This window comes from Arthrobacter sp. ISL-48 (genome assembly GCF_018613805.1).
Classification (GTDB): Bacteria; Actinomycetota; Actinomycetes; order Actinomycetales; family Micrococcaceae; genus Arthrobacter.
Window position 1 is genome coordinate 116,076 of sequence record NZ_JAGGPL010000001.1, and the last position, 22,608, is coordinate 138,683.

The following is a 22,608-nucleotide window of genomic DNA, read 5'->3' on the forward strand; positions in this document are numbered from 1 at the left end:
TCTGCTGCTTCCTAGAGACTACTGACTGCTAAACGTTCGTGGGCGCGGGCACGTGCCCAGCTTTCAGCATTCAGCACGGACTCCAGCGTCAGCACGGAGGATCCTGAATGTTCGCTGAGGACAGAGTCGATGGTATCCACGATGTCGGTGAAGCGGATGCGGCCATCATGGAAGGCAGTCACCGCTTCCTCGTTCGCGGCGTTGAACACCGCCGGGAACGTGCTCCCCTGCTTGGCGGCGTCCCTGGCGAGGTCCACTGCTGGGAAGGCGGCGGCATCCAACGGCTCAAACGTCCAGCTGGTGGCCTTCGTCCAGTCACAGGGCGATGCAGCGTTGGGGACCCTGTCCGGCCAGCCCAGTCCCAATGCTATCGGGAGCCGCATGTCAGGCGGAGACGCCTGCGCAATGATGGAGCCGTCCACGAACTGGACCATGGAATGGACCACAGACTGCGGGTGGACCACGACGTCGATCCGGTCCAGCGGGACGTCGAACAGAAGATGCGCTTCGATCAGCTCCAGGCCCTTGTTGACCAGCGTGGCTGAGTTGGTGGTGACCATCAGGCCCATGTCCCACGTGGGGTGCGCCAGCGCCTCGCGGGGTGAGACGTCATGGAGCTCTTCCCTGGTCCGGCCACGGAAGGGGCCACCGGATGCGGTGAGGATCAGCTTCTCAACCTCCGGGGCGGAGCCCGACCGCAGGCATTGGGCAATAGCGGAGTGTTCGGAGTCCACCGGCACGATCTGGCCTTCCCTGGCCGCGGCTTTCACCAGGGCGCCGCCAACAATCAGGGATTCCTTGTTTGCCAGCGCCAGTGTGGCACCCGATTTCAGGGCCGCGAGCGTTGGGGCAAGGCCGATAGAGCCCGTAATGCCGTTGAGCACCACATCCGCCTCCACTCCGGCGATGCGGGCCGACGCCTCAGGACCTGCGATGATTTCCGGCTTGAACTCCGGCCTGCCGGCGGCCCTCGCAGCATCGGCGATCAGGTCCTGGAGCCGCCGTGGATCGCCCGATGCAATGCCCACGGCCCCGGCGCCCGTATGGACGGCCTGGTGTGCCAGCAGTTCCAGGTTTCCTCCGCCGGCGCTGAGGGCCACCACCTCAAAAAGGTGCGGGGCGCCGTCGACGACGTCAATGGCCTGGGTGCCGATGGAACCGGTGGATCCGAGGAGGACGATTCTGCGTGGCTGCATTGCTTAAGTATCCCGCAACGGCCTTGACCCGAAACGCGGCGGGCGTAACGTGGAAGCGTGGACTGGCTTTCCTGGTTGGATGCGCCGGATTACGAGTTCGCCCGGCAGGTGCTGCAGCGCGGCGTCGCGGCACTCTACTTCGTTGCCTTCCTTTCCTCGGTCAACCAGTTTCCGGCACTCCTCGGGGAACGAGGACTCCTTCCCGTTCCCGATTATCTGGAGGGATTCGGCACACACCGGCGGCCCACTCTTTTCCGCTGGCGCTATTCGGACCGTCTGCTGCGCGCGGTCTGCGCAACCGGACTGGCCATCTCGGCGCTGCTGGTGGCCGGTCTTCCGCAGCTGGGGCCGCCATGGCTGCCTCTGATTGCCTTCCTCTCGCTGTGGCTGCTGTACATGTCAATCGTGAATGTGGGCCAGACCTTCTACGGCTTCGGCTGGGAGATGCTGCTCCTCGAAGCAGGCTTCATGGTTGCTTTCCTCGGGTCGGACCAGACGGATCCGCCGCGCACCATCCTGATCCTGGTGGCTTGGCTGGTGTTCCGGCTGGAGTTTGGCGCGGGCATGATCAAGATCCGCGGCGGCCGGGAATGGCGCGACCTCACCGCCCTGTATTACCACCATGAGACCCAGCCGATGCCGGGGCCGTTGAGCCGGCAGGCGCATCTCCTGCCCCGCCCCTTCCATCGAATGGAAGTGCTGGGAAACCATGTTGCGCAGCTGGTGGTGCCCTTCTTCCTCTTCGCCCCACAGCCAGTCGCCAGCGCCGCCGCGGGAATCATCATCTTCACCCAGTTGTGGCTCGTGGCCAGCGGAAATTTCGCGTGGCTCAACTGGATCGCCATCGTGCTGGCTTTCTCGGGGGTCAGCGACCGGGTGGCCCACGCCGTGCTTCCGGTCCTGCCGGTGGACTGGCATCCCGAGGTCACTCCCGGCAGCCGGGTCTCTCCGCTGTGGTGGCTGGCCATCACGCTGGCTGCGACGCTCCTGCTGGTGGTGCTGAGCTACTGGCCGGTGCGCAACCTGTTCTCCAGGCGCCAACTCATGAATGCAAGCTTCAACCGGTGGCAACTGGTCAACACCTATGGGGCGTTCGGCACGGTCACCAAGCAGCGGGTAGAGATCGTTGTGGAGGGCACCCTGGATGAGAATCCGGAGGCCTCCGCGGACTGGCGCGAGTATGGCTTCAAAGGAAAGCCCGGTGACGTGCGCCGTGTGCCGCGGCAATGGGCCCCCTACCACCTGCGGCTGGACTGGTTGATGTGGTTCCTGCCGCTGCGCACTGTGCACGAGGAATGGTTTTACGCCTTCCTCACGAAGCTGCTCGAAGCGGACCGGCAGGTCCTGCGCCTGCTGCGGCAGGACCCGTTCGACGGCGGCCGGCCCCGCTGGGTGCGCGCCCGCAGCTACCTGTACCGCTTCGCCACGCGGGCCGAGTTCCGCGAAACGGGTCAACGTTGGGTCCGGACGCCCCTCTATGAGGCCATCCCGCCGCTGTCCCTCCCCCGGGCACGGGGGCGCAGCATGGACGAGTGACGGGCTAGGTTCGGGCTCCGGCCCTGCGCAGAGTGGCCTCGGCATGCTTGAGAATGGGCCCGTCGATCATTCTGCCGTTGTACTGGAAGACTCCTGTCCCGGCTGTTGCGGCGGCCTGCAGCAGTGCGGTGGCGGCGGCGACGTCGGCCTCGGAAGGTTCGTAGGCACTCCGGACAACATTGGCCTGGGTGGGGTGGATGCAGGCCTTGGAGCTGAACCCTGAGGCCACAGCGTCGCCGGCTTCCACGGAAAGGCCGGCGACGTCCGGGATATTGACGTACACCGCGTCGACCGCCTCCTTCCCGAAGGCGCGCGCGGCCAGAAGCACCGAGGACCTGGCGTGGAGCGCGACAGCCCGGTAGCCGCCGTCGTCCTTCCTGCTGGACGTCCCGCCCAGGGAAGCAAGCAGGTCCTCCGCGCCCCACATCAGCGCCACGACGTTGGGGGCGGCGGCGATGGCCGGGGCATTGAGGACTCCAGCGGCTGTCTCGCACAGGGCAATCACGTGGTAGCCCTCAAGTGGCTTCAGCTGTTCCGCGCTCTCGGCCTTGGCCAGCATCACTGTCTTGTAGGGTGTGTGCGCGAGGCAGTGGAGGTCCTTCTCAAATTCTTCCGTTCCTGCCGGGTTGATCCGGACGATGGTGCGGCTGGGATCCAGCTCCGGAGTATCGCCGGCGGCGCCGAGCTGCGCCAGGATGGCGCCCCGGGCCCGTTGCTTGTCCGCCGGGGCCACCGCGTCCTCGAGATCCAGGATGACGGCGTCCGCGCGTTCAGCGGCCTTCTGGTAGCGCTCCGGCCTGTCGGCAGGGCAGAACAGCAGGGCAGGTCCCATCAGGAAGGTCATAGGGACATTGTCCCCTTTTCACGCCCCTGCCGGCGCCCCTGCCGGCTCTCCTGTTGGCTCTCCTTGCTACTGTCCCCCTCCAGGCCGACGTGGGCCTCGCGTGTCCACATCAGGCAACTCCGGCTGGCCAGGGCCACCACAATGCCGTCCTGATTCCGGCCGGTGTGCGCCATGGTCACGACGCCCTGGCCTGGCCGTGAACCCGAAAGTCGCTTCCGGGTAACCACGGTCTCTGTGTAGAGAGTGTCCCCGTGGTACAGCGGATGCGGAAAGGAGACGTCCGTCAGGCCGAGCTGGGCGACGATGGTGCCCTGGGTCAGCTGGGAAACGGACTGGCCGACCACGGTGGCCAGGGTGAACATCGAGTTCACCAGTCGCTGGCCGAACGGTTGCCCGGCGCTCCAGGCCGCGTCGAGGTGCAGCGCCTGCGTGTTCATGGTCAGGGTGGTAAACAGGACGTTGTCCGCTTCCGTCACTGTCCGGCCCGGCCGATGGGCATAGACCACTCCTTCTTCGAGTTCCTCGAAGTACAGGCCGCGCTGTTCAATGACGCGGGGCGGCGGTGGATTATCCGTCATACGGTCATTTCCCGGTCTTCTTCGAACAGCTCAGCGCCGGTTGCTGCCGCCACATCCTCAGCGGAAACATTCGGCGCCAGCTCACGGAGGACCAGCCTGGAAGCCCCTCCATCAGGGACGACGTCGATCACGGCAAGGTCGGTGATGATCCGGTCCACGCAGGCCTTGCCCGTCAGGGGCAGCGTGCACTGCTGCACGATCTTGGGATTGCCGTTGCGGTCCACGTGTTCCATCATCACGATCACCTTCTTTGCTCCGAAGACCAGGTCCATGGCCCCGCCCATGCCCTTGACCATCTTTCCCGGGATCATCCAGTTGGCCAGGTCCCCGTTGGCAGCGACCTCCATGGCACCGAGCACTGCCACATCGACATGCCCGCCGCGGATCATGCCGAATGATGACGCGGAGTCGAAGAAGGCGGCGCCTTTGTTGACGGTGACGGTTTCCTTGCCCGCGTTGATCAGGTCGGGATCCACCTCGTCCTCGCCCGGATAGGGCCCGACGCCGAGGATACCGTTCTCCGAATGAAGCACCACTTCCACACCCGCCGGAATGTAGTTGGGGATCAGGGTGGGCATGCCGATGCCCAGGTTCACGTACTGTCCGTTGCTGAGTTCCTGGGCCACCCTTGCCGCCAGTTCGTTGCGGGTCCAGCCTTTGCTGCCAGGAAGGGTGGTCGACGGGTGCGCGACGGCGGCCCGGCGGTATTCAGGCCGGACGCCTTCCGGCCTGGGAGCCTGGGGGCTGTTCGGGTCCATGGCTAGGCTCCTGCCTGATCTGCTGTTGTTTCTGTTGCCGGTGCTGTTGCCTTTGCAAGCCCAGCGGATGCTGACGGCGCCGCGAGGGACACCGTCCGCTTTTCAATGCGTTTCTCGCTCTGCCCTGCAAGTACCACGCGCTGGACGAAGATGCCGGGCGTGTGCACATGCTCCGGATCGAGTTCCCCAGGTTCCACCAGTTCCTCCACCTCGGCGATGGTGATCCTGCCTGCCATGGCGCAGAGCGGGTTGAAGTTCATGGCCGTGGCATGGAAGACCAGGTTGCCGTGGCGGTCGCCCTTCCAGGCATGGACCAGGCCGAAGTCCGGCGTCAGTGACTCCTCCAGGACGTAGTCAACCCCGTTGAAGGTGCGTACTTCCTTGGGCGCGGAGGCTATGGCGATGCCGCCGTAAGCGTCGTACTTCTGCGGAAGGCCGCCGTCGGACACCTGCGTGCCCACGCCCGCCTTTGTATAGAACGCCGGGATCCCGGCCCCGCCCGCACGCAGTTTCTCGGCCAGCGTTCCCTGCGGCGTCAGAACCACCTCCAGTTCACCGGAAAGATACTGGCGGGCGAACTCCTTGTTTTCGCCCACGTAGGAGCTGACGGTGCGCCGGATCCGGCCGTCACGCAGCAGGACGCCCAGTCCCCAGTCGTCCACGCCGCAGTTGTTGCTCACGGTTTCCAGGTCCTTGGTGCCGCGGCGGTGCAGGGCGTCGATCAGGCCTATCGGAATCCCGCAGAGGCCGAACCCGCCGACAGCCAGGGATGCGCCGTCGGGAATGTCCGCGATAGCTTCCTCTGCGCTGGCAACAACCTTGTTAATCATCAGTGATCCTTTCAGGCCGGCTACAGTCCCAGTTCGCGGGCGATCAGCATCAGCTGGACCTCCGTGGTGCCCTCCCCCACTTCAAGGATTTTGGAGTCGCGGTAGTGGCGTGCCACGGTGAATTCGTTGATGAAGCCATAGCCGCCGAACACCTGGGTGGCGTCCCGCGCGTTGTCCATGGCTGCCTCGCCTGCGACCATCTTAGCGATGGCCGCCTGGGTCTTGAACGGCTTGCCTGCCAGCATCCTCGCCGCGGCGTCGTAGTAGGCCAGGCGGGCGGTGTGGGCCCGGGCTTCCATCCGGGCAATCTTGAAGGAAATGGCCTGGTACTTGCCGATGTGGTGCCCGAAGGCGCTGCGTTCCTTCGCATACTTCACGGACAGGTCCACGCAGCCCTGTGCGGCTCCTGTGGCCAAGGCTGCGATGGCGATCCGGCCCTCATCCAGGATGGAGAGGAAGTTGGCGTAGCCGCGGCCTTCTTCGCCGAGCAGGTTCTCTTCAGGGACGCGGACATTGTTCAGGGTCAGCGGATGCGTGTCGGAGGCGTTCCAGCCCACCTTGTTATAGGCCTTCTCCGCCTTGAACCCAGGGGTGTTGGTGGGCACCAGGATGGTGGAGATCTCCTTCTTGATGCTCCCGTCCTTGCGCTCCTTTTGGCCGGTGACGGCGGTGACGGTGACCAGGCGGGTGATGTCCGTCCCGGAGTTGGTGATGAATTCCTTGTTGCCATTGATCACCCAGTTCCCCGCCTCACGCCGGGCGTGCGTCTTGGTGCCGCCGGCGTCAGAGCCCGCCTCCGGCTCGGTGAGGCCGAAGCCGGCCAGAGCCTCGCCCGAGGCCAGCAGCGGCAGCCACTCCTTTTTCTGGGCGTCAGTGCCGAAGCGGTAGACGGGCATGGCACCGAGGGACACGCCTGCCTCCAAGGTGATGGCCACGGACTGGTCCACCCGGCCCAACTGCTCCAGGGCGAGCGCCAGGGCGAAGTAGTCACCGCCCATTCCGCCGTACTCCTCCGGGAACGGCAGTCCAAAGAGCCCCATGTCGGCCATGTGGGAGACCACCTCGTAGGGGAAGCTGTGCTCCTCGTCGTGCCGCGTGGAGACCGGTGCCACGACGTTGTCCGCGAAGTCCCGGACAGTATCGCTGAGGTCCTGGTATTCCTCGCTGAGGTCAAAATCCGGCATGTCTAGGCTCCCTTGCCAGTGCTGGTTGAAGTGTTGCCAGTGTTGGTTGAAGTGTTCGTTGGTTCGTTGGTTGGATCGTTGGTTGGTTTCTGGATGGTGGCCACCACTTGGTCAGCCTTCACGAGGTCGCCGGACCTGATGCTGATGTGCACGGTGCCCTCCAGCGGCGCCAACAGCTGGTGTTCCATCTTCATGGCCTCCACGGAGAGCAGTACCTGTCCGGCTGCCACGGTGTCGCCGTCGCCTACCGCGACGGACACCACGGTTCCGGGCATCGGCGAGCGCACCGCCGGGTCCGCGGTTCCCTCCTCGCCTTCGATGGCTGCCAGCACACGGGCCAGCCGTGATTCACGGGTGAGCACCTCAAGCCGGCAGGACCAGCCTCCGTTGCCCAGGTAGACGGTCTGTGGATGGCCCTCCGGCGGGTAGTCCGCCCAGGATGAGCCCAGGGCGAACCGCACTTCCTCGCCGTCGATCTCCACAAATGCGTTGTCATCCGAGAGCCCGATCACCTTCACCACATGCTCGGGTCCGGCGTCGACCCTCACCCTGGCGTGCCCAAGGTCCCTGTTGTTCAGCCAGGTAACTGCAACGGTGGAGATCGTGTCGTCTGGGACGCCGAAGCTCATCGTCCAGGGGGCGGGTGCGCCCACACGCCAGCCATGGATGGTGTTCCAGGGGGACCCCACTGTGGACGGCGCCTCGGCCAAGACCCAGAACTGCATGGCCGCGGCGATGAGCTCGGCATCACCAACGTGGCGGAAGCTGAAGTGGGGCATCCTGCGCTCGATCAGTCCGGTGTCGAGCCTGCCGGCCCGGACGTCATGGTCGTTGATCAGCAGGCGCAGGTATTCGACGTTCGTGTCGATGCCGAGCACCGTATACCGCGCAAGGGCCTCGTCCAGCTTGTCCAGCGCCGCTCTCCGGTCCCGGCCCCAGGCAATGACCTTGGAGACCATGGGATCGTAATCGCTGGAAATCTCGAGTCCCTGGAGCAGTGAGGAATCGATCCGGATGGCCGGGTCCTCCGACGCCGGTGTGGAGGCATCAAAATCGTCCATGGCGGTGAAGATCGTGCCCCTCTCATCCAAGAGCACCACTTCGCCGCCTGCTGGCAGGAAGTTCCGTTCCGGGACCTCGGCGTAGACGCGGGCTTCGACGGCGTGGCCGTTGAGTTCGACGTCGGACTGGCGGACGGTGAGCACCTCGCCAGCGGCGATGCGCACCTGCCATTCGACCAGATCGACGCCGGTAACCATTTCGGTGACGGGGTGTTCCACCTGCAGGCGGGTGTTCATCTCCATGAAGAAGAACTCGTCCGGGGCGTCGTCGGAGACCAGGAACTCCACGGTCCCGGCCCCACTGTAGTTGACACTGCGGGCGGCCTGACAGGCGGCTTCTCCGATCCTCGCCCGGACCGCGGCACCGTCGGGAAGTGATTCCAGCAGCGGAGATGGCGCCTCCTCGATGACCTTTTGGTGCCGGCGCTGCAGGGAGCATTCACGCTCGCCAAGAAAGATGACGTTGCCATGGTTGTCGGCCAGGACCTGCACCTCGATGTGCCGGGGCGTGGACACAAGCCTTTCCAGGAACAGGGTGTCGTCGCCGAACGCACTCGCCGCGACGCGCCGGGCCGTGGCCAGGGTGGCTTCCAGTTCCTCGGACCGTTCGACGGCGTGCATGCCCTTGCCGCCGCCGCCCGCGGAGGGCTTGATGAGCAAGGGAAAGCCGACTCGGGCCGCGGCCTTAACCAGCTGGGCATCAGTCAGTCCCGGCTGTGCGATTCCCGGGACGACGGGAACGCCGTAACCTGCCACGTGATTCTTGGACCGGATCTTGTCCCCCATGATATTCAGGGAGTCAACGCCGGGGCCGATGAACGTGATGCCGGCTTTCTCCAGGGCCCGGGCAAAGTCCACATTCTCACTCAGGAAGCCGTAGCCGGGGTGGACAGCCTCGGCGCCGCTGTCACGGCAGGCCTGGAGAATGGCCTCGATCTTGAGGTAGCTCTCGGACGCGGCGGCCGGGCCGATCAGCACGGCGCTGTCCGCTTCGCGCACGTGGCGCGCGCCGGCGTCGGCCTCGCTGTACACGGCGACCGAACGAATGCCCAGGGCGCGCAGGGTCCGGATCACGCGGCAGGCGATCTCGCCGCGGTTGGCCACGAGCACGGTATGGAACAGCGGCTCGGGGCTCTGGGGCTTCTGCTGTGGTATGGAAGTACTCGTCATCTCGGCCTCACATCCTAAAGAGGCCGAAGGAGGTCTCCGGCAATGGGGTGCGGGAGACGACGTCGAGTGCCAGCCCCAGAACAGTGCGGGTATCCGCGGGGTCGATCACGCCGTCATCCCACAGCCGGGCGGTGGAGTAGTACGGGCTGCCCTGGTCCTCGTATTGCTGCTTGATGGGGGCCTTGAACGCTTCCTCGTCAGCGGCGGACCAGTCCTGCCCCGCAGCCTGGTACTGATCCCGCTTCACCGTGGCCAGCACGCTGGAAGCCTGGTTCCCGCCCATCACCGAGATCCGGGACGCAGGCCACATCCACAGGAACCGCGGCGAGTAGGCCCGGCCGCACATCGAGTAGTTGCCCGCCCCGAACGATCCGCCAATCACTACCGTCAGCTTGGGTACCCGGGCCGTGGCCACAGCCGTGACCATCTTGGCTCCGTTCTTCGCGATCCCGCCCTGCTCGGAGTCCTTACCCACCATGAACCCCGAGATGTTCTGCAGGAAGACCAGCGGAATGCCGCGCTGGTCACACAGCTCGATGAAGTGCGCGCCCTTGAGCGAGGACTCGCTGAAAAGCACACCGTTGTTCGCCACGATCCCCACCGGGTGCCCATGCAGCCTGGCGAAGCCCGTGACGAGGGTGGCGCCGTACTCCCTCTTGAACTCGTGGAACCTGCTGCCGTCCACCAGCCGCGCAATGACCTCGTGGACGTCGTACTGGGCATTGACGTCCGTCGGGACGGCACCATACAGCTCCTCCGGATCGGCCAGAGGTTCGACGGCGGTGTCCACCTCCCAGGCGGGAGCGGCCGGGCGGGGCAGGGTGGCCACAATGTCGCGGACAATCTGCAGCGCGTGCTCGTCGTTTTCCGCCAAGTGGTCCGTGACCCCGGAAATCCTCGAATGCACTTCCCCGCCGCCCAGCTCCTCAGCGGTGACAATCTCCCCGATGGCTGCCTTCACCAGCGGCGGGCCGCCCAGGAAGATGGTCCCCTGGTTCCGGACAATGACTGTCTCGTCACTCATGGCGGGAACGTACGCCCCACCTGCCGTGCAGGAACCCATCACCGAAGCAATCTGCGGGATCTTCGCAGCGGACAGCCTCGCCTGGTTATAGAAGATCCGGCCGAAGTGCTCCTTATCCGGAAACACTTCATCCTGCTTCGGCAGGAATGCACCTCCGGAATCCACCAGGTAGATACAGGGAAGCCGGTTCTCGAGGGCAATTTCCTGGGCGCGGAGGTGCTTCTTCACCGTCATCGGATAATAGGTACCGCCTTTGACCGTTGCGTCGTTGGAAATGACCAGCACCTGCCGGCCATGCACCAGACCGATACCCGCGATCACGCCTGCACCCGGGGAATCATCGTTATACATCCCGTTCGCGGCCAGGGGCGCGATCTCGAGGAACGGGCTGCCATCATCCAGCAACCGGTCGATGCGCTCCCGCGGCAACAGCTTGCCCCTGGCTACATGGCGCTCACGCGACTTTTCCGGCCCGCCCAACGCGGCTTGGGCCAACTTGTCCCGCAGTTCTTCGGCGAGCACCAGCTGTTCTGCCCGGTTCACTGCGAAGGAGCCGCTGGATGCGTCAAGCCGGCTGACGAGTGTCTCCATGGACTGGGTCCGTTCCTGTTCCATTCAAAAGCCGTAACGGCCAACTCGGTTAGTGTGCAGTAACTGAGATTTAGGTTAGTCTCTATTAACTGTGATGTCCAACACACAGCCGCCTTGCTAGAATTTGCAGGTCCGAGGAGGAAATGTGCCCACCGCCCAGGCCCCGCAATCACATCAGCGCAGCCCTTTGATCCAACCCGGCCAGACCCGGCCCGGCGCATCAACCCAGCCTGGGGCGTCAACCCGGCCCGGCGCATCAACCCAGCGCAGCCAGGCGAAGGAGAACCGGCGCCAGGCCCTGCTGGCGGCGGCAGCGTCCCTGTTCGCTGTGAACGGGTTCAACCGCGTGTCGCTGGAGGACCTGGGCGCTGCAGCAGGGGTCAGTGGGCCTGCGGTGTACCGGCACTTCTCGGGCAAGCAGGCCGTCCTGGGCGACCTGCTGCTCACCGTCAGCCGCGAACTGCTCGACGGCGGCCGCCGGGTAGTGGCCGAAACGGCTGATCCCCGGATAGCCCTGGACCGGCTGGTGGAGTTTCAGGTGGACTTTGCGCTGGGCAAGCCCGATGTGATCCGGGTCCAGGACCGCGACTTCAGCAATCTCACAGAGCAGGACCAGGCCGAGGTGCGGGCCTTACAGCGCAGCTACGTCGAAGTGTGGGTTGAGGTCCTCGCGGCTCTGCATCCTGCCATGGACGCCGCCGACCTTCGGATGCGGGCCCACGCCACGTTCGGCCTGATCAACTCCACACCTCATTCGGTGCGCAGCCATGGCCGCAAGATGGCGTCCAAGACTGCCAGGCCGCTGCTCGAGAGCATGGCGCTGGCGGCCCTCACCGTTGAGGCCCCATAACGCTGAGGCTCTTAACGCGCATCAGCTGCCCGGACCCGCATGACCGGCGCCGGGCACCAACGTCTATGCGCGCCCGGGCCGCTGATAAGGGAGTCCCTGCACCTGCCTGCTAGACCATCGTCAGGACCATGCCGGGGTCGGCCAGGATCGCGCCGACGTCAGCCAGGAACCGCGAGCCCTGCTCACCATCCACGAGCCGGTGGTCAAAGGACAGGCTCAGCGTCATGACCTGGCGCAGGGCCACCTCGCCCTGGAACTCCCAAGGCGCCCTCCGGACCGCTCCCAGGGCCAGGATGGCTGCCTCGCCGGGGTTGAGGATGGGCGTTCCGGCGTCGATGCCGAATACCCCGATGTTGGTGATGGAGATGGTGCCGCCGGACAGCTCGGCCGGCGACGTCTTCCCGGCCCGGGCCGTCTCGGTCAGTCCGGTCAGGGCTTCGGACAGTTCGGTCAGGGACAGGGTGTCCGCGTCCTTGATGTTCGGTACGGTCAGGCCACGGGGTGTTGCGGCGGCGATGCCCAGGTTCACGTAGTTGAACTGCACAATCTCCTGGCGCGCGTCGTCCCAGCGGGAGTTCAAACTGGGATTCCTCCGGAGCGCAATCAGTACGGCCTTGGCTCCCAGGGTCAGTGGCGTGAGCTTGTACCCGGCAAAAGCGCGACTTGCCTTCAGCCTGGCGAGCAGGTCCATGGCGGGTGTGACATCAATGGTCAGGAATTCCGTCACGTGCGGAGCCGTGAATGCGCTGGCGACCATCGCGGCTGCCGTGAACTTTCGAACGCCCCTGATGGGAGTGCGGACTTCGCGCTCTTCCGAGGCTCGTGCCCCGGCAGTTGTTCCCTGCCCGTCCGGCGCCGCGCCAAGGTTACGGGCCGCCGCGGGAAGGTCCCCGCCGCCGATAAATTTTCGGACGTCGTCGCGGGTGATCAGCCCGCCCGGGCCGCTGCCCGTGACCTCGGCCAGCTCCACCCCAAGGTCCTTGGCCAGCTTCCGCACCGGGGGTGTGGACCTGGGCCGTTCACCCGCGGGAGCCCCAGGAATTTCCAGGGAGGGTTCCACGGCGGCAGGAGCTTCAGGAGTCCGTCCCGGGCTTACAGGAGCAGCAGGAGGGGCGGCAAGGATGCGGGACCGCCGCACCGGCCGTCCGGAACTCTCGACGACGGCGCCATAGCCGACCAGGTTCGGTTGCCTGGTGGAGGCTCCCGCCTCAACGGAGTTCGAGTCAACGGCGCCCGACCCGGCGGCCGGTCCCGATCCTCCTCCGTTCGCACCGGACCAGGCCCCGGCATGGTTCGCACCCACCCCGGCGGGTGTGGCTGTGGAAGGCTGCTCGCCGCCGTCGTCCGCTACCTCGAACGAGACGATCGGCTTGCCCACTTCCACAATGGTTCCGGGCTGTTCGTGGAGCGCCGTGATGACTCCCGCGAAGGGCGACGGCAACTCAACCACGGCCTTGGCGGTTTCAACCTCGGCGATGACCTGATTGAGGCTGACGGTATCCCCCACCCCGACCTTCCAGCTGAGGATTTCGGATTCCGTGAGGCCTTCCCCGAGATCCGGGAGCCTGAATTCCTTGATCATGGTGGCGCTCATCCCTCCAGCCCGCTGAGCGAGTTCGGACGGCCCAGCGCGCGGTCCACGCCGTCGAGGATCCTGTCCAGGCCGGGAACGTGGTGCATTTCCAGCTTGGAGTAGGGGTAGGGGATGTCGAAGCCGGTCACCCGGACCGGCGCCGCCTCCAGGTGGTAGAAGCACCGTTCGGTGATGCTGGCCGCCACTTCCGCTCCCACACCGCCGGACTGGCCGGCTTCATGCGTTACCACCAGCCGGCCGGTCTTCCGCACTGACGCCTCCACCGTGGCATAGTCCACGGGTGCCAGCGAGCGCAGGTCGATGACCTCGATGGAGATGCCCTCGTCGGTGGCGGCGGTGGCGGCATCCCGGGCGGTCTTGACCAGCGGGCCGTAGGCCACGAGCGTCACGTCGGTGCCTTCGGTGAGCACGCGTGCCTTGTCCATGGGGATGGCGGAGCCGGGATCGATCGATTCATCGACCTCGCCTTTGTCGTGATAGCGCCGCTTGGGCTCGAAATAGAGGACGGGGTCGTCGCAGGAGATTGCCTGCTGGATTACGGTATGCGCGTCCTGGGGGTTGGAAACGGTCACGACCCGGAGTCCTGAGGTATGGGTGAAGTAGGCTTCCGGCGATTCGGAGTGGTGTTCGGGTGAACCGATGCCGCCGCCGAACGGCACGCGGACGGTGATGGGCATCTTCACCGCGCCCTGGGTTCGGTAGTGCAGCTTGGCGACCTGGCTGACGATCTGGTCGAAGGCCGGGTAGATGAAGCCGTCGAACTGGATTTCCACCACGGGCCGGTAGCCACGGTACGCCAGGCCGACGGCGGTGCCCATGATGGCCGACTCGGCCAGGGGCGTATCCACCACGCGGTGCTTGCCGAAGTCCTTCTGGAGTCCGTCGGTTACCCTGAAAACACCACCCAGGGTACCGATGTCCTCTCCCAGCAGGATGACCTTGGGATCGTTCTCGAGGGATTTGCGCAGGCCAGCGTTGATGGCACGGGCAAAGGTCATCTGGGTCATCAGCGTGCACCTTCTTCTGAAGCGGCTCCTGCGGGGTCACCGAAGGAAGCCAGGTAACGGGAGTAGTGGTCCTGCTGCCGGTCCAGCCAGCTGTTCGGTGAGCTGTAGACGTGCTTGAAAATGTCCAGCGGCTCCGGGTCAGGCATGGTGGTGCAGCCCAGGCGCATCTCGCGGGCCACGGCGTCCGCCTTCACGTGGACGTGCTGCTGCAGCTCTTCGGTGAAGAGGCCCTTGCGCTCCAGGAGTGACGCCACCCGGGAGATGGGGTCCTTGGCTGCCCAGTCCTCCAGCTCGTTTGGGTCCCGGTAGCGGGTGGGATCATCGGCGGTGGTGTGCGGGCCCATGCGGTAGGTGACGGCTTCGATGAAGGTCGGTCCGCCGCCGCGGCGGGCGCGGTCAAGGGCCACGCGGGTCGCCGCCATCACGGCCAGGACATCGTTGCCGTCCACCCGCATGCTGGGAATGCCGAAGCCGGTGGCCCTGTCAGCGAGCTGGATGTGGGACTGCAACCGCACCGGCTCCGAGATGGCCCACTGGTTGTTTTGGCAGAAGAAGACCACCGGCACCTGGAAGCTGGCCGCGAAGACCATGGCCTCGTTGACGTCGCCTTCGCTGGTGGCACCATCGCCGAAGTAGGTGATAGCCACCGAGTCCGCACCGTCGTTCTGGATTCCCATGGCATAGCCCGTGGCATGCAGGGTCTGCGCTCCAATGATGATCTGCGGTGTTGCCATGTTGATCGTGTACGGGTCCCATCCTGCCGACGCGTTTCCCCGCCACACCCTGATAATGTCCGTCAGCCCCACCCCGCGGCAGTACGCCACTCCGTTTTCCCGGTAGCTGGAAAAGACAAAGTCGTCATCTCGCAGGGCCCTGCCTGAGCCGATCTGGGACGCTTCCTGTCCCAGCAGTGGCGGCCAGAGAGCCAGCTCACCCTGGCGCTGGAGCGCCGTGGCCTCGACGTCGATCCGCCGAACCACCATCATGTCCTCGTAGAGGGAGCACAGGTTTTCGTCTGTGATCTCCTGCACCCAGGGATCGAATTCCGGATGGCTGATCCGCTCCCCCGCGGGGGTGACCAGCTGGATCAGGTTTCCGCCGGAACCTCCGTGGTCTTCTGCGCTGTTGCCGGGGCCTCCGGCGCTTGGTCCGCCCTGGCCCGCTTCGTCTGTAGACACGATCGCCCGCAACCTTCTCACGTCGTTTGACCGGCCCTTGGGGACTTGTGGTCCCGCCGTTGCCAGCCGCCCGGGCGCCGTTGCCCCGGATAATTGTGACCATACTCACAATGCTCAATGGGTACAACCACTGCTCGGATAGCTGAGCATAATGCTCTGTCTGGTCGTCCCAGACCGTGCTAGCGTTGCGCATTATGCAAGCTTTGGATGGCACTGATACCCGGCTGCTTTCGGCGCTGGCACGTGACCCCCGCCGGACGGTGGTGGCACTCGCGCAGAAGCTTGGCCTGTCCAGGAACACTGTCCAGGCCAGGATGGCGCAGCTGGAGAAGAAACACGTCTTCCTGTCCTTCGAACGGCGAATCAACCCGGCGTCCCTGGGTTATCCGCTGATGGCCTTTATCTCAGTCCATGTGCAGCAACAGAAGCTGGGCCAACTGGCAAAGGACCTCGCCGGCGTCCCTGAGATCCTGGAAGGATACGGCCTCACCGGTTCCGCGGACCTTCTGCTGCGCGTCGTGGCCCTGGACGCTGAAGACCTGTTCAGGATCAACGGTAAGATCCTGGCCTGCGACGGCGTGGAGCGGACGGACACGGCACTCGCCATGGGCGAACTCATTCCCTTCCGCATCCAGCCCCTGCTTGAGCGCGGATCCGGAGAGGGCTAGGACTTCCCCTGCGGCCGGCCCGCCGGGTTATAGGCTGGTCCAAGTTGAATTCACGGGGCGCCGGTCAGGGGTCTTGAAACAAGGCAGCGCCGCGCTCTGCCGGAAAGGCTCCATCGTGAGCGATCCTCAGGAACCGAACCAGCCGGGCCAGCCCGACGCCGGATCACCGCCGCAGCCACAGCCGGCACAGCACCAGCCGTCGCAGCAGGGCGCACAGCACCCGGGCGCACAGCCACCGGTACCGCCACAGCAACCACCTGCAGCACCATATGGTGCACCCCAGTACCAGGGTCAGTATGCGGCTCCGGGCCGTTACGCCGGGGCCGGTCCGTACACCGCACCGTTCGGCCTGCCGGGCCAGGAGCCACCGGTCAAGGGCCGCAGGAAGCTGTGGATGATTCTTGGAATCGTGGGCGGTGTCCTGCTCCTGGTGATCGTCGGAGTGGTCATCCTGGTCAATGTTGTGGGAGGTGCCACCAACCAGGCCAAGGGCCTCGCGGACAACTTCACCAAGCTGGTCATTGCCGGAGACAGCTCCCAGGCCTACGACGACTACCTGGACCCCGCGCTGAAGGAACAGTTGTCAAAGGAAGAGTTCATCGCCGGCATCCAGAGCCTGCAGATGGATGACACCTGCAAGCCCGCCTACGACAACCTCAAGGTCAGCTCTGACAACGGGACCAACGCGGCTGACGTGACCGGCCTCATCACCTGCAACAATGACAAGAAAATTGATCTTGCCTACCGCTTCGAAGGCAGGGACGAGCTCAAGATGATCACCATCAAATTGAAGCCCAAGGTGTAGCCAGCGTAATATCCGCGAAGCTCACGCATCCGTACCCATCCGTGCAGAACCCTGCTCCGAATCGCTTCCTGAGGATCCCGTCCGGGATCCCGCAGTCAGGTGGGACCCGTCATCCCGCCCTACCGGAAGGACTCGGCCATGCGCACATCTCCGAACCGTCTCATTGCCACCGTTTTCGGCGCCGTTTACCTGCTTGTTGGCCTCCTGGGCTTCGCGGTAACGTCCGGGATCGGCTTTTTCGCCACCGAGGGCAACAACCTCATCATTTTCGAAGTCAACCCGCTGCACAACGTCATCCACCTGGCCATCGGCGCTGCCCTCCTCTACGCAGGCCTCAAGGACACCGCCATGGCCCGCACGGTGAATGCCAGCGTGGGCGGGGTATACCTCTTGGTTGGCGTGGTGGGTCTGTTCCTCCTGTCCTCACCGCTGAACATCATTGCCCTCAACGGAGCTGATAACGTGCTGCACCTCGCCAGTGCTGTGCTCCTCCTCGGCGTGGGCCTGTCCCTGGACAAGTCTCCCGCCACCGCCCGGGCCTAGCCCGCCATGGCTCCCCGGCCTACGGAAGGACCGGCCTTTCCTGCGGTTCGGCTCTTCGCCGGCTTCGCAGGGTTCGGGGCAGGCGCAGTTAACCTGGCCCTCTCGTCGAGCCTCCTTGCGGGGCCGGCAGGCTCCGGCGCTCCCCGACAAGTGGCATTGGGGATCCTCGCCGGCCTGTGGGGAGCCTCACTGATCCTGACGGCGGGCGTCTTCCTGAACGGCGCCCGCATTCCCGCAAGCCGCTGGTGGTCCGCCCTCCTGGTTGCAGCTGCGGGAATACACGCGGCGGCCCTGCTGATGACCCGGGGCTCCGCTTCCAGCCTCAACATCAGCCATCTGGCGGCCCTCCTGCTGACACTGATGATTATCGCTTCCGCCGCCTGGCTTCGCAGGCACGCAACGGGGTATGACGACGGCGTTGCTCCCGCTGCGGGCCGGCCGGGAAGGCTACTGCTGGCGGCCTTCGCCGGTGCATTGCTTGTTGCCGGAATCGCGACGCCGGGCCTTGCCGCCTCCACGGCTGGCCAGTACGCCGTACCCCACGGCCAGCATGGGGACCCGCCCCTGCACTCAAACCACGATGGGCACTGACTCCAGTCGCCTCGCGGGAAAGCAGAACCCACACGAAAATGAGTCCCTGCGCTCGGGCGCAGGGACTCATTTCGCAGAGCCGCCGAGGAACGTCAGGGGTCAGTGGTTGACTGCCTTCTCGGCGCCGACCCCGGTAAGGGAGCGGACTTCCATTTCGGCCTGTTTCTTCGTGTTCTCCAGTTTCTTGTCCAGCACGGTGCCGAGCCAGCCCAGGAGGAACGCCAACGGAATGGATACGAGGCCGGGGTTGCTCAGGGGGAAGATCGCGAAGTTGGCACCCGGGATCATGGATGTCTTGGTCCCGGAGACCACAGGCGAGAGTGCGATCAGGACGATGGCCGAACCGAGGCCGCCGTACATGCTCCAAAGCGCGCCCTGGGTGGTGAACCTGCGCCAGAACAGCGAGTAGATGATGGTGGGCAGGTTGGCCGAGGCTGCCACGGCGAAGGCGAGCGCCACCAGGAACGCTACGTTCTGGCCGTTGGCGAAGATGCCGCCGACGATGGCCAGGAGCCCGATGACCACAACGGTGCGCCTGGCCACCTTGACCTCAGTGTCGGCGTCGGACGTTCCTTTAGCTATGACGTTGGCGTAGATGTCGTGGGCAAAGGACGCCGCCGCAGTAATCGTGAGGCCTGCGACAACGGCGAGGATCGTCGCGAAGGCCACCGCTGAGATGAAGCCGAGCAGCAACGGTCCGCCGAGGTGGAAGGCGAGAAGCGGCGCAGCGGAGTTAACGCCACCAGGAGCGGCCTTGATCGTGTCAGCACCTACCAGGGCGGCTGCACCGTAGCCGAGGACCAGGGTAAACAGGTAGAAGATTCCGATCAGCCAGATGGACCAGACGACGGACTTCCGGGCTTCCCTGGCGGTCGGCACCGTGTAGAAGCGCATCAGCACGTGCGGCAGGGCGGCGGTCCCGAGCACAAGGGCCAGGCCCAGGGACATGAAGTCCAGCTTGGAGGTATCGGACTTGCCGTACTGCAGTCCGGGGTTCAGGACGGCAGGGTTCTTGGAGGTTTCCACCGCACCGCCGAGCAGGTCGGACAAATTGAAGCCGTAGATGGCGAGGACCCAGAAAGTCATGACGGCGGCACCGGTGATCAGAAGCATCGCCTTGATGATCTGCACCCATGTCGTTCCTTTCATGCCGCCGATCAGTACGTACATGATCATCAGGGCACCGACGACCATGATCACCAGGGCCTGGCCGCCCCAGTCACTGATGCCCAGCAGCAGGGAGATCAGGCTGCCTGCTCCGGCCATCTGCGCCAGGAGGTAGAAGAAGCAGACCGCAAGGGTCGAGATGGCCGCGACGATGCGCACAGGGCGCTGCTTGAGCCGGAACGAGAGCACATCTGCCATGGTGAACTTGCCGGTGTTGCGGAGCAGTTCGGCGACGAGGAGCAGGGCAACAAGCCAGGCGACCAGGAAGCCGATGGAGTACATGAAGCCGTCGTAGCCGTTAATGGCGATGGCGCCGGTGATTCCGAGGAAGGAGGCCGCGGAAAGGTAGTCGCCCGCGATGGCGGTGCCGTTTTGAGGGCCGGTGAAGGAACGGCCGGCCGCATAGTAGTCTGCCGCCGTCTTGTTGTTCCGGCTGGCCCTGATGACGATCACCATGGTGATCGCGACGAACAGGGCGAAGATACCCATGTTCAGCAGGGTGGTGTCCTTGAGGTCCGCAACATTGACTGCGGGAACCATGAGCGTCATTTCTGTACTCCGGTGATCGGTTTGCCGTGCTGGTCGAATTCGTGGCCTTCAATGTCATGGCGCATCTCAGCCGCGATCGGGTCCAGCCTCCGATTGGAGTAGCTCACGTACCAGCCAGTAATGGCGAACGTGGAGACGAACTGGAGCAGCCCCAGGATCAGGCCGATGTTGATGTTGCCCCACACCTTGGTGGACATGAAGCCGACGGCGTAGTCAGCCAACAGGACGTAGGCGAAATACCACAGTAGGAAGGCAACGGCCATGGGAAAGACAAAGCTGCGGTGACGTTTGCGGAGTTCCTGGAACCGCTCAGTCGACTGGACCTGCTCGAAGTCCACGGACGCCGCTGCGCCCGGAGTCTGGGCTTCATTACCCATCGTTCCTCCTCATTGAGACTTACTGGTGCCACACCGGCGCAACAACCCTCCAATGTGACTACAATCACTATGCGCCGTTTTCCCCACAACATTCCATAGCCGGAATAGGCAGGTTCGCTCAACGGTCGTGATGCTGCGGCAAACGGCAGCCGCGGCTACGCTGGGCAGCATGCCGGACTCCCCGCTGCTGACCGCCGCCGCCATTGCCGTGATCGCGCTGGCAATTGCCGTCGTCGTCGGCGTCGGCCTCAAGGTGCTCCGCTCCTTCCGTGACCTGGGCACGGATGCCGAGCGCGCAACCTACAACACCCTGCACGCCGCCTCCCGTGCGGGGCAGCATCTGCGGACGGGGCTGAACCCGGCGGGAGCCGCAAAGGCGGGGCGGCAGCTACGGAGTTTGCTCGGCTGCGATGCCTTGGCGATCACAGACACATCGGGAGTACTGGCCTGGGACGGCTCTTCCGAGGAGCTGAAACCACTGCTCATGGAACTCGCTGCGGACGTCCTCACCAGCGGCCGGACCACCGTGCTCAAGCCGGGCGACCTCATGCCAGCCGGCCTCGCCGCCGGTGGACTGAGCGGCTGGCCCGGCGGCCGCCTCGCCGCTGTCATTGCTCCGATACGCGCCGGCTCGCGGGTGGTCGGCGTGGTCGCCGCGTTTTCCCCGTCAATCGGTGCCGGACTGGTCCGGGCCACCAGTGAAGTGGCCGACTGGGTGGCAGTCCAGGTGGAGCTGGCCGAGCTGGATGCGTCCCGAACCCTCCTGATGGAGGCTGAAGTACGGGCCCTTCGGGCCCAGATAAGCCCGCATTTCATCTACAACTCGCTGAACGCCATCGCGTCTTTCATCAACACGGATCCGGAGCGCGCTCGCGAGCTGGTGGTGGAATTTGCCGATTTCACGCGGTATTCGTTCCGGCGCCACGGCGATTTCACCACCCTGGCGGAAGAGCTCCGCTGTATCGACCGGTACCTGCTGCTGGAGCGCGCCCGCTTCGGTGAACGGGTACAGGTCAGCCTGCGGATCGCACCGGAAGTCCTGAGCACCGTCATCCCATTCCTGAGCCTGCAGCCGCTCGTGGAGAACGCGGTGCGGCACGGGCTCGAGGCCAAGGAGGGTCCAGGCCACATCAGCATTACGGCCAATGATTCGGGAGCTTTTGCGGAGGTGACCATCGAGGACGACGGCGTGGGGATGGACCCTGCCCAGCTCCAGTCGGTACTGGCAGGGCACAGCGACGGTGACCATGTGGGGCTGCGCAACGTGGACACCCGGCTCCGGCAGGTCTACGGCGACGATCACGGCCTGGTGATCGAGACAGCTCCGGGGGAAGGAACCCTCATCACCATGCGCGTACCCAAATCCCAGCCAGGCCATGACGCCTGATGCCACAGTCCCCTGATGCCACGGTCCAACGCCGCTAATGTAGAACCATGATTAATGTCCTCGTCGCAGATGACGAGCTGCCAGCCGTGGAGGAATTGGCCTACCTCCTGGGGAAGGATGACAGGATCGGCATCATCCACCGGGCATCCTCCGGCGCTGAGGCCCTGCGCGCACTCACCACGGAAACCGTTGATGCCGTGTTCCTGGACATCCATATGCCAGCGGTGTCCGGCCTGGACGTTGCCCGAGCCATTTCCCGCAGCAGCAGGCCCCCTGTGGTGGTGTTTGTGACCGCGGATGAGGATTGTGCCCTGGAAGCCTTCGAACTCGCCGCAGTTGACTACCTGCTCAAGCCGATACGCGCGGAGCGGCTGACCCGGTCAGTGGGCCGGATCAGCGAACTGATGCGCGACGGCGGGCCGCTGCCCGGGATGATCACTGTGGACCAGGGCGGTACAACCCGGATGATCAGGCTCGACGACGTCACTTACGTCCAGGCGCAGGGAGACTATGCCAGGCTCCACACAGCCGACGCGAGCTACCTTATCCGGGTCCCGCTGGCTGACCTTGAGCAGCAGTGGGCGGGAGCGGGCTTCGTCCGCACGCACAGGTCCTACCTGGTGGCACTGAAGCATGTCACTTCCATGAAGCTGGCTGCGGACAAGCCCAGCGTCACCGTTTCCGGGGCCGGTCTTCCAATCAGCCGCCGCCACCTGCCAAGCATCCGGGGAAAGCTTGAAGCCACCCGTATCCGGCCGAAGGCATGACCCGGGTCCGGGTCACAGCCCCGCGGTCCGCGGCGCGGCCGGTGACGGACACGCGGGAAGCGGCCGAGGAATCGGACGCCGGCCAGGTATTCGTCCGATCCCTCATCCGCTCGCAGCTGCGCCTGGCACTGGTGGTGGGCGGCGGGTTCCTGCTGATCCTGTGCGCGTTCCCGCTGCTGCTAGAGGCTGCGCCCGGCCTCGCTGACACGCGCGTGGCAGGTATTCCTTTCGACTGGCTGCTGCTTGGCGCCGGCATCTACCCGGTGATGGCGCTAAGCGCCTGGCTGTTCATCCGGACCGCCGCCCGGAATGAGGCGAGGTACCGCGACCTGGCCGAGGACAAATGATGCTCC

The 22,608-nt window shown here is 65.0% G+C and carries 22 protein-coding genes; 9 read left to right on the forward strand and 13 right to left on the reverse strand.

Going from position 1 to position 22,608, the window contains the following annotated elements; genetic code table 11:
* Nucleotides 1-11: 11 nt before the first annotated feature.
* Nucleotides 12-1,196: a 1-deoxy-D-xylulose-5-phosphate reductoisomerase gene (gene dxr, locus J7E83_RS00550; RefSeq protein ID WP_214958476.1), complete on the reverse strand. Its 1,185-nt coding sequence runs from the start codon at nucleotides 1,194-1,196 to the stop codon at nucleotides 12-14.
* A 57-nt stretch (nucleotides 1,197-1,253) separates the two neighbouring features.
* Between dxr and J7E83_RS00555 the strand changes: the two genes are divergently transcribed.
* Nucleotides 1,254-2,732 carry a lipase maturation factor family protein gene (locus tag J7E83_RS00555; protein WP_214958477.1) on the forward strand — a complete coding sequence of 493 codons (1,479 nt, stop codon included), beginning with the start codon at nucleotides 1,254-1,256 and terminating at the stop codon, nucleotides 2,730-2,732.
* 4 nt (nucleotides 2,733-2,736) lie between these two features.
* Here J7E83_RS00555 and J7E83_RS00560 read toward each other — a convergent pair whose 3' ends face one another.
* Genes J7E83_RS00560 through J7E83_RS00590 form a run of 7 tightly spaced genes read right to left on the reverse strand, consistent with a single transcriptional unit; the run spans nucleotide 2,737 to nucleotide 10,772 of the window.
* A complete protein-coding gene (locus J7E83_RS00560) occupies nucleotides 2,737-3,576 on the reverse strand; it encodes a CoA ester lyase (RefSeq protein ID WP_214958478.1) in 840 nt (279 codons plus the stop codon).
* On the reverse strand, nucleotides 3,573-4,154 hold the full coding sequence (locus J7E83_RS00565) for a MaoC family dehydratase (protein ID WP_214958479.1): 582 nt from the start codon (nucleotides 4,152-4,154) through the stop codon (nucleotides 3,573-3,575). Before J7E83_RS00565 ends, J7E83_RS00560 begins: the two co-directional genes overlap by 4 nt.
* Nucleotides 4,151-4,912 carry a CoA transferase subunit B gene (locus J7E83_RS00570; protein ID WP_251043263.1) on the reverse strand — a complete coding sequence of 254 codons (762 nt, stop codon included), beginning with the start codon at nucleotides 4,910-4,912 and terminating at the stop codon, nucleotides 4,151-4,153. Before J7E83_RS00570 ends, J7E83_RS00565 begins: the two co-directional genes overlap by 4 nt.
* Before the next feature lie 2 nt (nucleotides 4,913-4,914).
* Nucleotides 4,915-5,742, reverse strand: a complete 828-nt coding sequence (locus J7E83_RS00575; protein WP_214958480.1) for a CoA transferase subunit A — start codon at nucleotides 5,740-5,742, stop codon at nucleotides 4,915-4,917.
* A gap of 20 nt (nucleotides 5,743-5,762) precedes the next feature.
* Nucleotides 5,763-6,926 carry an acyl-CoA dehydrogenase family protein gene (locus tag J7E83_RS00580; RefSeq protein WP_214958481.1) on the reverse strand — a complete coding sequence of 388 codons (1,164 nt, stop codon included), beginning with the start codon at nucleotides 6,924-6,926 and terminating at the stop codon, nucleotides 5,763-5,765.
* A 2-nt stretch (nucleotides 6,927-6,928) separates the two neighbouring features.
* The gene (locus J7E83_RS00585; RefSeq protein WP_214958482.1) at nucleotides 6,929-9,157 is read right to left on the reverse strand and encodes a biotin carboxylase N-terminal domain-containing protein; all 2,229 of its coding nucleotides are present in this window, start codon (nucleotides 9,155-9,157) and stop codon (nucleotides 6,929-6,931) included.
* A gap of 7 nt (nucleotides 9,158-9,164) precedes the next feature.
* On the reverse strand, nucleotides 9,165-10,772 hold the full coding sequence (locus tag J7E83_RS00590) for a carboxyl transferase domain-containing protein (RefSeq protein ID WP_214958483.1): 1,608 nt from the start codon (nucleotides 10,770-10,772) through the stop codon (nucleotides 9,165-9,167).
* Between the two features lie 190 nt (nucleotides 10,773-10,962).
* Here J7E83_RS00590 and J7E83_RS00595 point away from each other — a divergent pair, with 190 nt between their 5' ends.
* Entirely contained in the window at nucleotides 10,963-11,622 is a 660-nt protein-coding gene (locus J7E83_RS00595) for a TetR/AcrR family transcriptional regulator (protein WP_214958793.1), read from the forward strand.
* A gap of 109 nt (nucleotides 11,623-11,731) precedes the next feature.
* On the opposite strand, the gene J7E83_RS21360 is transcribed toward J7E83_RS00595, so the two are convergent.
* The 3 genes from J7E83_RS21360 to pdhA are packed head-to-tail and all read right to left on the reverse strand — an operon-like array spanning nucleotide 11,732 to nucleotide 15,401.
* Nucleotides 11,732-13,216, reverse strand: coding sequence for a dihydrolipoamide acetyltransferase family protein (locus tag J7E83_RS21360; protein WP_214958484.1), 1,485 nt, complete (start codon nucleotides 13,214-13,216; stop codon nucleotides 11,732-11,734).
* Nucleotides 13,213-14,223, reverse strand: coding sequence for an alpha-ketoacid dehydrogenase subunit beta (locus tag J7E83_RS00605; RefSeq protein WP_214958485.1), 1,011 nt, complete (start codon nucleotides 14,221-14,223; stop codon nucleotides 13,213-13,215). Before J7E83_RS00605 ends, J7E83_RS21360 begins: the two co-directional genes overlap by 4 nt.
* Nucleotides 14,223-15,401 (reverse strand): pyruvate dehydrogenase (acetyl-transferring) E1 component subunit alpha, encoded by a 1,179-nt coding sequence (gene pdhA / locus J7E83_RS00610; protein ID WP_214958486.1) that lies wholly within the window; start codon nucleotides 15,399-15,401, stop codon nucleotides 14,223-14,225. The genes J7E83_RS00605 and pdhA overlap by 1 nt, the downstream gene beginning before the upstream one ends.
* Nucleotides 15,402-15,595: 194 nt before the next feature.
* On the opposite strand from pdhA, the gene J7E83_RS00615 reads away from it, so the two are divergent.
* The 4 genes from J7E83_RS00615 (at nucleotide 15,596) to J7E83_RS00630 (ending at nucleotide 18,008) form a co-directional block, all read left to right on the forward strand.
* Nucleotides 15,596-16,069: an Lrp/AsnC family transcriptional regulator gene (locus J7E83_RS00615; protein ID WP_214958487.1), complete on the forward strand. Its 474-nt coding sequence runs from the start codon at nucleotides 15,596-15,598 to the stop codon at nucleotides 16,067-16,069.
* A gap of 115 nt (nucleotides 16,070-16,184) precedes the next feature.
* Nucleotides 16,185-16,874, forward strand: coding sequence for a hypothetical protein (locus J7E83_RS21000; protein WP_311379546.1), 690 nt, complete (start codon nucleotides 16,185-16,187; stop codon nucleotides 16,872-16,874).
* Between the two features lie 138 nt (nucleotides 16,875-17,012).
* Complete coding sequence (locus J7E83_RS00625; protein WP_214958488.1) at nucleotides 17,013-17,417, forward strand: DUF4383 domain-containing protein; 405 nt, start codon at nucleotides 17,013-17,015, stop codon at nucleotides 17,415-17,417.
* Between the two features lie 6 nt (nucleotides 17,418-17,423).
* The gene (locus J7E83_RS00630; protein ID WP_214958489.1) at nucleotides 17,424-18,008 is read left to right on the forward strand and encodes a hypothetical protein; all 585 of its coding nucleotides are present in this window, start codon (nucleotides 17,424-17,426) and stop codon (nucleotides 18,006-18,008) included.
* Between the two features lie 99 nt (nucleotides 18,009-18,107).
* Here J7E83_RS00630 and J7E83_RS00635 read toward each other — a convergent pair whose 3' ends face one another.
* Both J7E83_RS00635 and J7E83_RS00640 read right to left on the reverse strand, forming a co-directional pair.
* A complete protein-coding gene (locus tag J7E83_RS00635) occupies nucleotides 18,108-19,724 on the reverse strand; it encodes a cation acetate symporter (RefSeq protein ID WP_214958490.1) in 1,617 nt (538 codons plus the stop codon).
* Nucleotides 19,721-20,101: a DUF485 domain-containing protein gene (locus tag J7E83_RS00640; RefSeq protein ID WP_214958491.1), complete on the reverse strand. Its 381-nt coding sequence runs from the start codon at nucleotides 20,099-20,101 to the stop codon at nucleotides 19,721-19,723. Before J7E83_RS00640 ends, J7E83_RS00635 begins: the two co-directional genes overlap by 4 nt.
* A 169-nt stretch (nucleotides 20,102-20,270) precedes the next feature.
* On the opposite strand from J7E83_RS00640, the gene J7E83_RS00645 reads away from it, so the two are divergent.
* Genes J7E83_RS00645 through J7E83_RS00655 form a run of 3 tightly spaced genes read left to right on the forward strand, consistent with a single transcriptional unit; the run spans nucleotide 20,271 to nucleotide 22,602 of the window.
* The gene (locus tag J7E83_RS00645; protein WP_214958492.1) at nucleotides 20,271-21,488 is read left to right on the forward strand and encodes a sensor histidine kinase; all 1,218 of its coding nucleotides are present in this window, start codon (nucleotides 20,271-20,273) and stop codon (nucleotides 21,486-21,488) included.
* A gap of 47 nt (nucleotides 21,489-21,535) precedes the next feature.
* A complete protein-coding gene (locus J7E83_RS00650) occupies nucleotides 21,536-22,255 on the forward strand; it encodes a LytTR family DNA-binding domain-containing protein (protein ID WP_214958493.1) in 720 nt (239 codons plus the stop codon).
* Entirely contained in the window at nucleotides 22,252-22,602 is a 351-nt protein-coding gene (locus J7E83_RS00655) for a hypothetical protein (protein WP_214958494.1), read from the forward strand. The genes J7E83_RS00650 and J7E83_RS00655 overlap by 4 nt, the downstream gene beginning before the upstream one ends.
* Nucleotides 22,603-22,608: the final 6 nt, after the last annotated feature.

Coding starts and splice junctions, on each gene's coding strand:
- dxr (WP_214958476.1), bottom strand. CDS start 1,196: ATGCAGCCACGCAGAATCGTCCTCCTCGGATCCACCGGTTCCATCGGC.
- J7E83_RS00560 (WP_214958478.1), bottom strand. CDS start 3,576: ATGACCTTCCTGATGGGACCTGCCCTGCTGTTCTGCCCTGCCGACAGG.
- J7E83_RS00565 (WP_214958479.1), bottom strand. CDS start 4,154: ATGACGGATAATCCACCGCCGCCCCGCGTCATTGAACAGCGCGGCCTG.
- J7E83_RS00570 (WP_251043263.1), bottom strand. CDS start 4,912: ATGGACCCGAACAGCCCCCAGGCTCCCAGGCCGGAAGGCGTCCGGCCT.
- J7E83_RS00575 (WP_214958480.1), bottom strand. CDS start 5,742: ATGATTAACAAGGTTGTTGCCAGCGCAGAGGAAGCTATCGCGGACATT.
- J7E83_RS00580 (WP_214958481.1), bottom strand. CDS start 6,926: ATGCCGGATTTTGACCTCAGCGAGGAATACCAGGACCTCAGCGATACT.
- J7E83_RS00585 (WP_214958482.1), bottom strand. CDS start 9,157: ATGACGAGTACTTCCATACCACAGCAGAAGCCCCAGAGCCCCGAGCCG.
- J7E83_RS00590 (WP_214958483.1), bottom strand. CDS start 10,772: ATGGAGACACTCGTCAGCCGGCTTGACGCATCCAGCGGCTCCTTCGCA.
- J7E83_RS21360 (WP_214958484.1), bottom strand. CDS start 13,216: ATGAGCGCCACCATGATCAAGGAATTCAGGCTCCCGGATCTCGGGGAA.
- J7E83_RS00605 (WP_214958485.1), bottom strand. CDS start 14,223: ATGACCCAGATGACCTTTGCCCGTGCCATCAACGCTGGCCTGCGCAAA.
- J7E83_RS00615 (WP_214958487.1), top strand. CDS start 15,596: ATGCAAGCTTTGGATGGCACTGATACCCGGCTGCTTTCGGCGCTGGCA.
- J7E83_RS00625 (WP_214958488.1), top strand. CDS start 17,013: ATGCGCACATCTCCGAACCGTCTCATTGCCACCGTTTTCGGCGCCGTT.
- J7E83_RS00630 (WP_214958489.1), top strand. CDS start 17,424: ATGGCTCCCCGGCCTACGGAAGGACCGGCCTTTCCTGCGGTTCGGCTC.
- J7E83_RS00635 (WP_214958490.1), bottom strand. CDS start 19,724: ATGACGCTCATGGTTCCCGCAGTCAATGTTGCGGACCTCAAGGACACC.
- J7E83_RS00640 (WP_214958491.1), bottom strand. CDS start 20,101: ATGGGTAATGAAGCCCAGACTCCGGGCGCAGCGGCGTCCGTGGACTTC.
- J7E83_RS00645 (WP_214958492.1), top strand. CDS start 20,271: ATGCCGGACTCCCCGCTGCTGACCGCCGCCGCCATTGCCGTGATCGCG.
- J7E83_RS00650 (WP_214958493.1), top strand. CDS start 21,536: ATGATTAATGTCCTCGTCGCAGATGACGAGCTGCCAGCCGTGGAGGAA.
- J7E83_RS00655 (WP_214958494.1), top strand. CDS start 22,252: ATGACCCGGGTCCGGGTCACAGCCCCGCGGTCCGCGGCGCGGCCGGTG.